Origin of the sequence: Pseudomonas sp. B13(2017) (genome assembly GCF_002113245.1) — a bacterium.
GTDB lineage: Bacteria > Pseudomonadota > Gammaproteobacteria > Pseudomonadales > Pseudomonadaceae > Aquipseudomonas > Aquipseudomonas putida_Z.
Map to the genome: position 1 here is coordinate 198736 of NZ_NEJX01000001.1, position 13348 is coordinate 212083.

Here is a 13348-nt window from a genome sequence, read left to right on the forward strand (position 1 = left end):
CCAAAGCCCGACGGGCCGGCCGGAAAGGTACCTTCATGTTGCCACATTGGCCACGCTGGTCAGGGAACAGGACGAATATTCGCCGCCGGTGGCGCATTTGCCCTAAAATGCGTGTCTTTATCATCTTTGAACAACCGTGAGTTTGATTGATGACGAGTACGCCCAAACCCCTGGTCCTGATCATCCTGGATGGCTTCGGCCACAGCGAAAGCCCCGAATACAACGCCATCTACGCCGCCAAAACACCGGTCTATGACCGCCTGCGCGCCAGCCAGCCGCATGGCCTCATTTCCGGCTCGGGCATGGATGTCGGCCTGCCGGACGGGCAGATGGGCAACTCCGAAGTCGGTCACATGAACCTCGGCGCCGGCCGCGTGGTGTACCAGGACTTCACCCGGGTGACCAAGGCCATCCGCGACGGCGAGTTCTTCGAGAACCCGGTTCTGACCGGCGCCGTGGACAAGGCAGCCAGTGCCGGCAAGGCCGTGCACATCCTCGGCCTGCTGTCCGACGGCGGCGTACACAGCCACCAGGACCACCTGGTAGCCATGGCCGAACTGGCCGCGCAGCGCGGTGCGGAAAAGATCTACCTGCACGCCTTCCTCGATGGCCGCGACACGCCGCCACGCAGCGCACAGTCGTCCATCGAACTGCTCGACGCCGCCTTCGCCAAGCTGGGCAAGGGCCGCATCGCCAGCCTGATCGGCCGCTACTACGCCATGGACCGCGACAACCGCTGGGACCGCGTCAGCGCCGCCTACAACCTGATCGTCGACAGCGCTGCCGAATACACCGCCGACACCGCCCTGGCCGGCCTGGAAGCGGCCTACGCCCGCGACGAGAGCGACGAGTTCGTCAAGGCCACGCGTATCGGTGAAGCAGTCAAGGTCGAAGACGGCGACGCGGTGATCTTCATGAACTTCCGCGCCGACCGCGCCCGCGAACTGTCGCGCGTGTTCGTCGAAGCCGACTTCAACGAATTCCCGCGTGCCCGCCTGCCAAAACTGGCCGCCTACATCGGCCTGACTCAGTACTCGGCGAAAATCCCGGCCCCCGCCGCCTTCGCCCCGGCCAGCCTGAACAACGTGCTGGGCGAGTATCTGGCGAAGAACGGCAAGACCCAGCTGCGCATCGCCGAGACCGAGAAGTACGCCCACGTCACCTTCTTCTTCTCCGGTGGCCGCGAAGAGCCGTTCGAAGGCGAAGAGCGCATCCTGATCCCGTCGCCGAAGGTCGCCACCTACGACCTGCAGCCGGAAATGAGCGCACCGGAAGTTACCGACCGCATCGTCGAGGCCATCGAGCAGCAGCGTTATGACGTGATCGTGGTCAACTACGCCAACGGCGACATGGTCGGCCATACCGGCGTGTTCGAAGCTGCGGTCAAAGCCGTCGAAGCCCTGGATGGCTGCGTAGGGCGCATCGTCGAAGCTCTGGACAAGGTCGGCGGCGAAGCGCTGATCACCGCCGACCACGGCAACGTCGAGCAGATGGAAGACGAGTGCACCGGCCAGGCGCACACCGCGCACACCACCGAGCCGGTGCCGTTCATCTATGTCGGCAAGCGCAACGTCAAGGTGCGTGACGGCGGCGTGCTGGCCGATGTGGCGCCGACCATGCTGAAGCTGCTGGGGCTGGAAAAGCCGGTGGAAATGACTGGTACCTCGATTCTGGTCGACGCCTGATTCTGAGCATGGGGCCGCATCGCGGCCCAATCGCCGGCAAGCCAGCTCCCACAAGTACTGTACAGTTTCAAGGCCTGTGGTGATCCTGTGGGAGCTGGCTTGCCGGCGATTAGGCTGCAAAGCAGCCCCTTTGCACATGAATTCCAGACAAACGCCCCTCTGCACCCGCAGCGAGGCGTTTTTTTTGCCCGCCCGCGCGGGCATACTAGGCCAGTCTCCATCCTTGGTACGCCAAACCCCATGCTTCGCGCCCTGATCCTCCTAGCCCTGTCTTGCCTGCTCAGCCCGGCCTTTGCCGATGAGCGTGCGCAGACCCAGCAGCAACTGGACGCCACCCGTCAGGATATTGCCGAGCTCAAGAAGACGCTGGGCAAGCTCCAGGAAGAAAAGGCCGGTGTGCAAAAGGACCTCAAAGCCACCGAGACCGATATCGGCAACCTCGAAAAGCAGGTGGAGGCCCTGCAGCAAGAACTAAAAAAGACCGAGGGCGAGCTGGAGCGCCTTGATACCGAGAAAAAAAAACTCCAGAGCGCCCGCGTTGAACAACAGCGACTGATCGCCATCCAGGCCCGTTCGGCCTACCAGAACGGCCGCGAGGAATACCTCAAGCTGCTGCTCAACCAGCAGAACCCCGAGAAGTTCGCCCGCACCCTCACCTACTACGACTACCTGAGCAAGGCGCGCCTGGAGCAATTGCGCACCTTCAACGAGACCCTGCGCCAACTGGCCAACGTCGAACAGGAAATCGCTACCCAGCAGCAACAGCTGCTGGCCCAGCGCGCCGACCTCGACAGCCGCCGCCAGGCCCTGGAAACCGAGCGTGGCAAGCGCCAGCAGGTGCTGGCCAAGCTCAACAGCGACATGAAGGATCGCGACCAGAAGCTGCAATCGCGCGAGCAGGACCAGGCCGACCTGTCCAAGGTACTCAAGACCATCGAGGAAACCCTCGCCCGCCAGGCCCGCGAGGCCGAAGAAGCGCGCAAGAAGGCGTTGCTGGCCCAGCAGGAAGCGGAAAAGCGCCGCCAGCAGGAAGCCCTGGCCGCCGCTGCCGCCCGCGAACAGGCCCGCGAACCGGTGGAGCCACCGAAAAAGGCCCGCACCACCCTGGGCCCGCTGGTTTCCAGCGACGGCGCGAACTACGGCGGCGCATTTTCTGCCGCACGGGGAAAACTTCCCTGGCCAGTCAATGGTCGATTGCTGGCACGTTTCGGTGATGCCCGCGGCAGCGATGCCCGTGCCAAGTGGGACGGGGTGATGATCAGCGCCAACCCGGGCACCCAGGTCCGTGCCGTGCACGGCGGGCGCGTAGTGTTCGCCGACTGGTTGCGCGGTGCCGGGCTTCTGGTCATTCTCGACCATGGCAACGGTTACCTGAGCCTGTACGGCCATAACCAGAGCCTGCTCAAGAGCGCCGGTGATATCGTCAAGGCTGGCGAGGCCATTTCCACCGTTGGCGACAGCGGCGGCCAGGACGCTGCCGGCTTGTACTTCGCCATCCGCCAGCAGGGCCGGCCTACCGACCCTTCGCAGTGGTGCCGGGGCTAGTCAAATTTCTACGGGGTAGCCCACGGGCTGCACCGATGCTCCCCAGGGAGCGCTTACAGGATCAGGAGTTCGTTCGACATGCTGCACTCGCCTCGTCTCACCCAGCTGGCCCTGTCCATCGCCCTGGCGGTCGGCGCGCCCCTGGCCACTGCCGCGGAGCCGGCCAAGCCGGCCGCAGTACCGGCCACCGAGGTGACCGCCAAGGCGCCACTGCCGCTTGAAGAGCTGCGCACCTTCGCCGAGGTCATGGACCGCATCAAGGCGGCCTATGTGGAGCCGGTGGACGACAAGACCCTGCTGGAAAATGCCATCAAGGGCATGCTCAGCAACCTCGACCCGCACTCGGCCTACCTCGGCCCCGAGGACTTCCAGGAGCTGCAGGAAAGCACCAGCGGCGAGTTCGGCGGGCTGGGCATCGAAGTAGGCCAGGAAGACGGCTTCATCAAGGTTGTCTCGCCGATCGATGACACCCCGGCCTCGCGTGCCGGCGTGCAGGCCGGCGACCTGATAGTCAAGATCAATGGCGCCCCGACTCGTGGCCAGACCATGACCGAAGCGGTCGACAAGATGCGCGGCAAGGTCGGCGAGAAAATCACCCTGACCCTGGTGCGTGACGGCGGCAACCCCTTCGACGTGACCCTGGCCCGCGCGGTCATCCAGGTCAAGAGCGTGAAGAGCCAGCTGCTGGAGAACGACTACGGCTACATCCGCATCACCCAGTTCCAGGTCAAGACCGGCGACGAAGTAGGCAAGGCCCTGGCCAAGCTGCGCAAGGACAACGGCAAGAAGCTGCGCGGCGTGGTGCTGGACCTGCGCAACAACCCGGGCGGCGTGCTGCAGTCGGCGGTGGAAGTGGCCGACCACTTCCTGACCAAGGGCCTGATCGTCTACACCAAGGGCCGCATCGCCAACTCCGAGCTGCGCTTCTCGGCCGACCCGGCCGACGCCAGCGACGGCGTGCCACTGGTGGTGCTGATCAACGGCGGCAGTGCCTCGGCCTCGGAAATTGTTGCCGGCGCCCTGCAAGACCAGAAACGCGCCGTGCTGATGGGTACCGACAGCTTCGGCAAAGGCTCGGTGCAGACCGTGCTGCCACTGGCCAACGACCGTGCGCTGAAGCTCACCACCGCGCTGTACTTCACCCCCAACGGCCGCTCGATCCAGGCCCAGGGCATCGTCCCCGACATCGAAGTGCGCCCGGCCAAGCTCACCGCCGAAGCCGACACCGACAACTTCAAGGAAGCCGACCTGCAGGGCCACCTGGGCAACGGCAACGGCGGCGCCGACCGACCGACCGGCAGCGGCAAGCGCAAGGAGCGCCCACAGGATGACGACTTCCAGCTGAGCCAGGCCCTGAGCCTGCTCAAAGGCCTGAACATCACCAAGGGCGACTGATCCACCCCATGCGTTATCTGCTGTGTCTGCTGTTCTGCCTGATGGCCGGGGTCGCGCAAGCGGCGCCGGCCGGCAAGGCCTACATGAGCATCATCATCGACGACCTGGGCCAGAGCAGCGAGCGCGACAGCCGTACCTTGGCCCTGCCCGGCCCGGTGACCATGGCGATCATGCCCGACACCCCGCATGCCACAACGTTCGCCCGTCAGGCGCACAAGGCCGGCAAGACGGTGATCCTGCACATGCCCATGGACCCGGCCACCGGCCCTTACGCGTGGCACCCCGGCACGCCTCTGCCGGAGCTGGCCCGGCGCCTGGACGCCGCCTTGGCGCAGGTGCCGTGCGCAGTCGGCATCAATAACCACATGGGCAGCCGCATGACCGCCGAACCCGAAGCAATGGCGATGCTGATGGCTGACCTGCAACGCAGGCACCTGTTCTTTGTCGACAGCCGCACCAGCGCTGCCACGGTAGCCGCATTCCAAGCTCAGGCCCAGGGCCTGGCACAGGTATCCCGCGATGTCTTTCTGGACAACGTACGTACGGTCGAGGCCATCGGCAGCGAATTGCAGCACGGGGTCGAACTGGCTCGCAAACAAGGCTCAGCCGTGCTGATCGGCCACCCTTATCCGCAAACCCTCGAAGTGCTCGAACGCGAACTGCCCCGGCTGAAGCGCCAGGGCGTAGAGCTGATCGGCCTGGAACAGATGATTGCCGAGCGGGGCAATCAGACGATGCCTGCACATGTCAGGCACCACCCCACTGCCCCCGTTGGCAGGCTCAACGGAAAGGAATGATTCCTCGGGCCTCGGCCAGCGTAAGTCTTCCCCTGTGCACCCGCTGGCCCGCGGCTGCAGCGGCCTGGCTACTCAAACTGCGCTGCTTCCAAGTCTTGAGGTGACCCACCGTGAAATCATCAGCGTTAGCGTCTAGCGAGCGCAAATGGAAGTGCGCAACCCAAAGGCTTTTCTTACTCGGTAGACTCAGGATCCGGTATTCGTCAAATGCACTGCCATCCTGCATAGTGCGCCGATTCACATATTCAACCTGTATCAGGTTCTCTTTGTGAAGATACTGTAAACCTTCGGCCGACGGATAAATGGTGCGGGTATAGAGATTGGTCATTTGCTGTTTCTTATCCCCTCCCAGTTCTTTCAATTCCAGTTCCAGCGTCCTGACCAGCTCGTCGTTTCCACCAGCATCACGCACCACAATGAGCGCCTGATTCAGCTTTCCCAGCTGCTGATCGAACAACTCCTCGAGCAACGCCCCTTTGATGTGGGACTTGATAAAGTCCTCGGCCCGCGTTCGCACGGAACCGCTCTCGTCCTGAAGCGCCTGTACCCACTTGGGCAGATCTGTTGGAGTAGCTTCGTCCGCCAATGAAGGGCGCTTGTTTTCCCGCTGTCGCCATTCCCCATCCACCAGGTCGAAGGTTGCCAGTACTTCTTCACTGAACGTCTCGCGCACTTCCACGATCTGGCTTTCGTCTACCGTCCTTTCCACACCGATCATCAATTGTCCAGCAAGGTTGCGCACCACTCGCTGCTCTTCGGTAGACACCTTGTAGGGCGTGCGCTTTTGCGCGACCGTTCCACCCTCCTGCTCCGAGATCGCGGCAACCAACCGCTTTCCCGCATCTTCCTTCAGTTGCTCTACATGGTTGCGATACCGCTCGAGCATTGCGGGTTCGATAAGGTCGCCACCTTCGCGAAGAATGCGGGCACTATTGAGTAATGCAGCAGAGTACTCATCCCATGCCTCTTGCAAGATCACGATGCGGTCATCTGCCGACAGATTGGCGAAGTCAAGCTCCCCGTGAGTCTCTGCGGCATTGCGCAAGGCCATGCTGACCAGTTCGTCCCGGTAGCGGGCGACTGTCTGAAGGCCGCCGGGAGCATTGAGGTGCAAGGCCAGGTCTGCCAGGTTCTGCACCTGATGGAAGCGCATCTGCACGGTCGAGAACGGTCTTTCGTCGATCAGATGCCCCACTGTGCGATGGTCGCCAGGGGGGTTGGAAGGTATGACGAGGTCAACCGGCGACTCGGCCAGCAAATTGTCCAGGTGCACTCGTATGGCGAGCATGCGGTCCTGGTAGTCCACCACATTCTCCAGCTTGATACGAAACGCAGCATATTGTTCGCCGACTTCTGCCAATGGCTTCCCATCGATAGCCCGTTGCAGCGCGGCAAGTTGCGGATAGTCCGTAAGGCTCCACAGCTCGTTGTAAACGAACACACAATCGCGAATCAGCTCTGTGCGGGCATTCTTTTCATGCTCGGCAACCGGCTCATCCAACCCATCCTTCTGGCGTTGCGTGGCATATTTGGGTTCTGCCATCGTGATCAACAGCTTTAGCTGTTCGTCTTCCTTGCTGATGGCCTCTTCAAGCTGCGAAACGATTTGCTCACGTTGCTGGGCTATGCTCTCCCGCGCTTTCATTGCTCGTTGTTCAAACTGCGCGATCAATGAGCGGAGTGCTGTCGTATCGGTACCTGCCGGGGCCGAATTCACATCCTCCTGCGCCTTTACCTTCAACTCGTCTATTTTGGTAAGGCTCTGGTGCAAAGCCGTCATCTGCTGGGTGACTACCTGAACCGTCGACTTCAACTCCGGGATTTCCGCATCCAACTGGACGACGCGTTCGTAGAGTTTCTTGAATCGGGCCGATACCAAAGTCCTGGGGCCGGGAGCCCCTCCCGCAAGGCGCAGTTTCGTATCCACCCGCCAAGCCCCATCGACAAATGCCAGCCAGGGTCCGTAACCGCCAGTCGCATCGACTACCCGAACTCCCTCAGCCAGCAACTCCACGCTATAGAGGTCACCAGCCATGGCCGCATAGTAGTTCTTATCGATCTGGTACAGGCCTTCACCATCGCCCGCAGTCAAAGGCTTCAACCCATTGACAGAGACGCTGGAGCGCATGGCTTGCAACCTTTGCCGCTGTTGCGCGGGTAGCCAGTTGAACCCATGTTGGCCGCGCCAGGAAAAATCAAGCACCTGGCTGCCCAGTTCGCCTAGTTTGCCTTCCGGCTCTTCACGCGCCTCGATAGCAAGTTCGGCAAACGCGCCGTTTTGCAGGTCAGGCCCTTCGAACAGTGATACATCAGGCAGGCGCCTTGTGGGCACTGTCCCCTGCTTCGGTTGATGGGCATGCAGCAGCGTCATCCCAAGGTTGAGCAGCAAGTCGGCCACTGCCGCGGACCGATCGAACTCACCACCCTTCTCCAACGCGGTCAAGTCGTTTTGCAGCGAAGCCAGAAACTGTACCAACCAGGCCACAGACGCGACCGGACCGCGTATCGCCTGAGTCACCACATCGAACAACAGCCAGGCGCCTTCGCACAGGAGCTGCCAGCGGCTCTCGGCGTCAGATACCGATTCCAGCCCTGCCAGCTCGACCAGCAGATCTCGGTTGGCCTGGTAGATTTTCTCGTCAACCTTGTTGCGCCACAGCTTCAGATCGAGCATCGCCGGCTCCGGCTTGGCCGGGAGCGTATAAGGGTCGAGACCAATACTCACAATGTGCGGCTCGCTGAAACCACCCTCTGCATATACGTCGCGCGCGGTCGGATCGATCCAGTCAAGAATGCTCCCTTGGAAGAGAGCCGACTCACGAATATGTGCAAGCAAGGCCTCAAGGCTTGCGTACTCGCGAACCGTGTCCTGTCGATATAGCGGGCGGTACACCAGAACTTTTGCCGGCTCGGCGCAGAACAGCAAGTACATGCCACGCACATCGTCTATCTTGCGCGAATGACGGCTGCGCCTGAAGGCCAGGGGGATCAAGGACATGCGCGGAACCAAGGAGTCCTGATGACCTGCGCAAAAATCGACCACGCACTGTAGGCCCACCTCGGAGACTTTCGCATCGAGCCTGGCCGAAAGGGCGCTGGAAAGAAACGCGCTTCGCCATTCCCTGGCCAAACGCACGATGCGCTCGGCGCGCATGGCCTGATCATCGAACTGTTCGGCAACATAGGCTGGGTAACGGCCACCAATGTCTACCTGGGTCACCAGTCGCTTCGCAGCATTGGCATCCAGCCACTTCGGGGGCGTGATGCCCTTTCGATGGCTGACCTTTTTGATCTCCGCGCCCTTGAGCGAAGCAAGGTTACCGATAGCAAATTCGGTAAGCGACTTGGTACCCACGAACGCCAGTGGCTCGCCGCCGCCGGCACCTGTCGCAGCGCCGCCAGGCACACCCCGAGCGATATACAGGTCGAGAAGCAGGTGATCTGGAGAGGTTTCGTCCCCGTGCTCCTTTTTCATCTGCTCGCTCAGTTGCTGCGCGGTGTACGCCGTCAATGACTGGATGCCGTCCAGCACCGAAACACCCTCGGCATCCAACTGGTCAAGGGCGAGCTGCAACAACGCGGCGCGACAGGCAAAGCTGTCCTGGGGAGCACTGGCCCTGAGCCCTGGCGGGGCCATGGTGGCTGGCGTGTCGTCTTCGTAGCGTACGAACCAGGCCGCCGGGTCGCTCAGGTCGGCGAAACGCCTCTCCATTGCCGCCACATCGGACAAGCCACTGAAGCGCATCAGGTCGAAAGACTGGAACATGGACTCAAGCAACAGCGAAACCTGCTGGGCAAAGACGTTGCCCTCAACCGGCTGACGCGTCCACGACATGCTCTGAAAACTGTAGTGCTGCGCCAGTTCGTTGCGCAACGCTTCGCCGAAATCAGCCAGGGAAGCGAAGCTGCGCGTGATACCGGACGGCGCGCACCAGAGCACTACCTGCCGCTCATCGTAATCGCCAGTGACCAGCAGGTGACTGAGCATCTGGTCGTATTGAATCGACCCACAAGTCAGGCTGGCTTTCACGAAACAGACCGATGGCTGGGCAGCACCACCGCGGATCAATCCGCGAATGCAGGCCTGCTCCTGAACATCCAGCCCTTGCAGAGGCAGGCCACGCAAGAGTGCAGTCCTGAGCAGCAGTTGCAACCACTGGTCACGGCTCACCCCTGCACTGCCCTTGGCATTCCAGTATTCGAGCTGTGCCTCGCAGAAAAGCCGTGGCAACTGCTTTACCAGTTCGTCGAGCGCATCGGACATGCCGCTCAGTTGGCGGGTGTCGAACGCGCTGTCCGAGCCAGGAAAACGATATGAGGAGGTTAGTGCAAGATTGTGATGCCGCTCACTGACAGGCTCGATGTCCAGCGGCTGTGCTTCGAGCAATGCCTGGAGCACACGGTCGACCAGCGGTTGCGTGCCCCAGTAAGGCGTGCTGGGATCGGGACTATCCAGCATGATAGGGTCCGCGTTGGACAGAGCAGGCTTTACAAAGGCAAGCCAGGGCAGCTTCCCCAGCAGCACGGTCCACAGCTTCTCGCTGGTCACCTGCCGCAATGTCGGCCGATCACTGAACTGACTGGCTGCTGCGTACTGAAAATCGAATGTGGAAATAGCGGAACGTTTCATGAAGCATGCCTCCGGAAGAAAACCGGCAGGCTGAAGCAAACTTGTACGACGCCCGGGCTAATTATTGCTTGCCCATGAAAAAGGCCCTGCGTCTTGCAGGGCCTCCTCGTCGCTCAAGAATCAGCTGTAAACACGCCCCAGCAACTGGCGGTGGCTTTCGAACTGATCCAGCACATCACGCACGATCTGCTCCGGCGCAAAGCCCATCAGGTCGTACTCCTGGCTGCCATCGTGCAGGTACACCTCGGCGCGGTAGAAGCGCTGACGCACTTCCGGCTCACCTTCCACCGGTGCTTCGCTCGGCGCGGCCAGGTAGCCATCCAGGCTCACTTCATAGACGAACGGGTTGCCCTCTTCCATCATCACCCGCAGGCCCATCATGTTGCGCGACTGGCCAACCCGGGTTTCCACCTCGAAGCCCAGGGTCTGCAACTGCGCGGCGGCTTCTTTCAGCGCCGGGCTGACCTGCTTGTCCATGAAACGCTGCACCACGGCCTGGGTCGGCTGCAGTTCCAGCTGGGTCAGGCGCTCGCTGAAGCCACGACGGCCACGGGCGGCCAGCTCGGCACGTTCCTGCTCGACCGCCACGTCCTGTTTCATGGCCTTGTACAGGCCGAACATGAACAGCACCAGCACCACCGAGAATGGCAGGCCCGCCAGCACTACCATGGTCTGCATGGCTTCGAAGTTACCGGCGAACAGCAGGCCGATGGTGACCAAGGTGATGACCACCGACCAGAACACCACCATCCAGTGCGGGGCGTCTTCGTCGACCTTGCCGCCTTTGCACGACAGGTTGGCCATCATCACCGCGCCGGAGTCGGCCGGGGTGAGGAACAGCACGAAGCCGACGAACACCGCTACACCGATCACGATCTTGGCCGCCGGGAAGTATTCCAGCAGCTGGTAGATCGACATCGACGGCTGCTCCAGGGCGGTCTTGCCCAGCTCCACGGCGCCCTGGTTGATCACCAGGTCCAGCGCGGTGTTGCCGAAGATCGACAGCCAGGCCAGGGTGAAGCCCAGCGGGATCAGCAACACGCCGCTGACCAGTTGGCGCACGGTGCGGCCCTTGGAGATACGGGCAATGAACATGCCGACGAACGGGCCCCAGGAGATCCACCAGGCCCAGTAGAACACGGTCCACAGGCCCAGCCAGCGCTCGGACTTGCCGGCTTCGCCTTCATACACATAGAGGTCGAAGGTTTTCAGCACGATGCCGTTGAGGTAGTCGCCGATGTTCTGCACGAAGCCGTTGAGCAGGTGCAGGGTTTCGCCGCCCAGCAGGACGAAGATCAACAGGCCACTGAACAGCATGATGTTCAGGTTGGACAGGCGGCGAATGCCGTTTTCCACACCAGAGACCGCCGCCACGGTGGCAACGCCGGCCATGACCAGGATCACCACCAGCAGGTTGGTCTTGCTGTGGTCCATGCCGAACAGGTATTCCAGGCCGGAGGCCACCTGCATCGAACCGATGCCCAGGTTGGTCACCAGGCCCAGCAGGGTGACGAACATGCCGAAGATGTCCACGGCATTGCCGGCCGCACCCTTGACCCAACGCTCACCCACCAGCGGGTACAGCGCCGAGCGCAGGGCCAGCGGCTGGTTGTGGCGGTAGGCGAAGTAACCCACGGCCAGGCCGACCAGCGCGTAGATCGCCCAGCCATGCAGGCCCCAGTGCAGAAAGGTCAGCTGCAGGCCCTGGCGCGCTGCGTCGAGGCTGGCAGAGGTGCCTTCCGGTGGGTTGAAGTAGTGGTCCAGCGGCTCGGAAGCGCCGAAGTACAGCAGCGAAATGCCGATACCGGAGGAGAACAGCATGCCGGCCCAGGCGCCATAGCTGAAGTCGGGCTGGTCATCCTTGCCGCCAAGCTTGAGCTTGCCGTAGTCGGAGAAGGCCAGGTAGATGACGAACAGCAGGTAACCGCCGATTACCAGCATGTAGTACCAGCCGAAGGTGCGCGTAAGCCATTTCTGGGCCACGCCCAGCACCTGGCCGGCGGTTTCGGGTACAGCGATAAGCAAGGCAGTCAGAACGAGGATCATCAGCGCGGAGGTGAAGAACACCACGCGGTTGACCCGTACCCTCTCGGCCGGAGGGTTGGTAAGTGAGGCAGAACTCATTGCACGAATGCTCCGGGCAGTACGGCTGTGGAGGCTAATCAGTCTTTCCCGAGCAATTGGTGGAATATCCCCACTGCATCAGGTGTTATAAAAGCACCCTGGAAACCGTGATCCCGAATCGATACGTTGCAAAAAAACAGACAGGTGGCCTGCTGCAAATGCCACGCCTCAGCCGAGGTGCGCGCATTCGTCACAGATCACCCCGCCCGCTCCAAGGGCCCGCCGCAGGGTCCATGACCGCACGGCAGAATCTGCATTTCGCATCGCTCATGCCCGTCAACGCCTTGTATTCCGGGGGTTACGCGATTTCCTGGGGTGTCAATCCGTGCCTTCTCGACCGCCTGAAAAACTGTCAATGGCACAAATTGTCGCAGAGCTTATTCTTTATTGATTGAACGTTCAATCAAAACAAAATAGACTGGCCTTCGCCGAGTCAGCCGCCCGTCGTCTGCTCGCAGGCCTGAGGAGATAGCAAGATGCCCAAGGTCGGTATGCAACCCATCCGCCGCCAGCAGTTGATCGAAGCCACGTTGCAGGCGGTCGATCAGGTCGGACTGGGCGACGCCAGCATTGCGCTGATTGCCCGTTTGGCCGGTGTGTCGAACGGCATCATCAGTCACTACTTTCGGGACAAGAACGGCCTGATCGCAGCGACGATGGGTTACATCATGAACATGCTCAACGAAGGTGTCAGAGCACGTCGCCAGGCCCTGACGGACGACAGCCCGCGCGCCCACCTGAAAGTGATCATCGAGGGCAACTTCGATGCCAGCCAGGTGAACGGCCCGGCGATGAAAACCTGGTTGGCCTTCTGGGCTTCCAGCATGCACCAGCCCGATTTGCACAGGTTGCAGCGGATCAACGACCACCGCTTGTATTCCAACCTGTGCTGCCAGTTCCGCCGCGCCCTGCCGCTCTACCATGCGCGCAAGGCAGCCCGCGGCCTGGCAGCTTTGATCGACGGCTTGTGGCTGCGTGGCGCCCTGTCGGGGGATGCATTCGACACCGACCAGGCGATACGGATTGCTTACGAATACATGGATCTACAACTGGCTAAACAGCACACCCTGGGTACAAACGACCAGGCCGCTGAACCAACGCGCACGGCCCTTGCCAACCCGGCAGGAGCGTGACGCGCAAGCCAAACCACACACTGCACTTGCGAGGACACT

7 protein-coding genes are annotated in these 13348 nt (G+C 61.7%); 5 read left to right on the forward strand and 2 right to left on the reverse strand.

Annotated elements, in window-relative coordinates; translation table 11 throughout:
• The first annotated feature begins 149 nt into the window (after positions 1-149).
• The 4 genes from gpmI (at position 150) to CAG44_RS00885 (ending at position 5422) form a co-directional block, all read left to right on the forward strand.
• Positions 150-1685 (forward strand): 2,3-bisphosphoglycerate-independent phosphoglycerate mutase, encoded by a 1536-nt coding sequence (gene gpmI, locus CAG44_RS00870; RefSeq protein ID WP_025340940.1) that lies wholly within the window; start codon positions 150-152, stop codon positions 1683-1685.
• 240 nt (positions 1686-1925) lie between these two features.
• Complete coding sequence (locus CAG44_RS00875) at positions 1926-3230, forward strand: murein hydrolase activator EnvC (protein ID WP_015272119.1); 1305 nt, start codon at positions 1926-1928, stop codon at positions 3228-3230.
• A 78-nt stretch (positions 3231-3308) separates the two neighbouring features.
• Positions 3309-4625, forward strand: a complete 1317-nt coding sequence (locus CAG44_RS00880) for a S41 family peptidase (protein WP_023660970.1) — start codon at positions 3309-3311, stop codon at positions 4623-4625.
• Between the two features lie 8 nt (positions 4626-4633).
• Positions 4634-5422: a divergent polysaccharide deacetylase family protein gene (locus CAG44_RS00885; RefSeq protein WP_085691416.1), complete on the forward strand. Its 789-nt coding sequence runs from the start codon at positions 4634-4636 to the stop codon at positions 5420-5422.
• Here the strand turns inward: CAG44_RS00885 and CAG44_RS00890 are convergent.
• A complete protein-coding gene (locus CAG44_RS00890) occupies positions 5406-10052 on the reverse strand; it encodes a dermonecrotic toxin domain-containing protein (protein ID WP_085691417.1) in 4647 nt (1548 codons plus the stop codon). The genes CAG44_RS00885 and CAG44_RS00890 overlap by 17 nt on opposite strands.
• Positions 10053-10172: 120 nt before the next feature.
• Positions 10173-12119, reverse strand: a complete 1947-nt coding sequence (locus tag CAG44_RS00895; RefSeq protein WP_249352862.1) for a BCCT family transporter — start codon at positions 12117-12119, stop codon at positions 10173-10175.
• 533 nt (positions 12120-12652) lie between these two features.
• Between CAG44_RS00895 and betI the strand changes: the two genes are divergently transcribed.
• Positions 12653-13309 (forward strand): transcriptional regulator BetI, encoded by a 657-nt coding sequence (betI, locus tag CAG44_RS00900; protein WP_025340942.1) that lies wholly within the window; start codon positions 12653-12655, stop codon positions 13307-13309.
• Positions 13310-13348 lie beyond the last annotated feature (39 nt).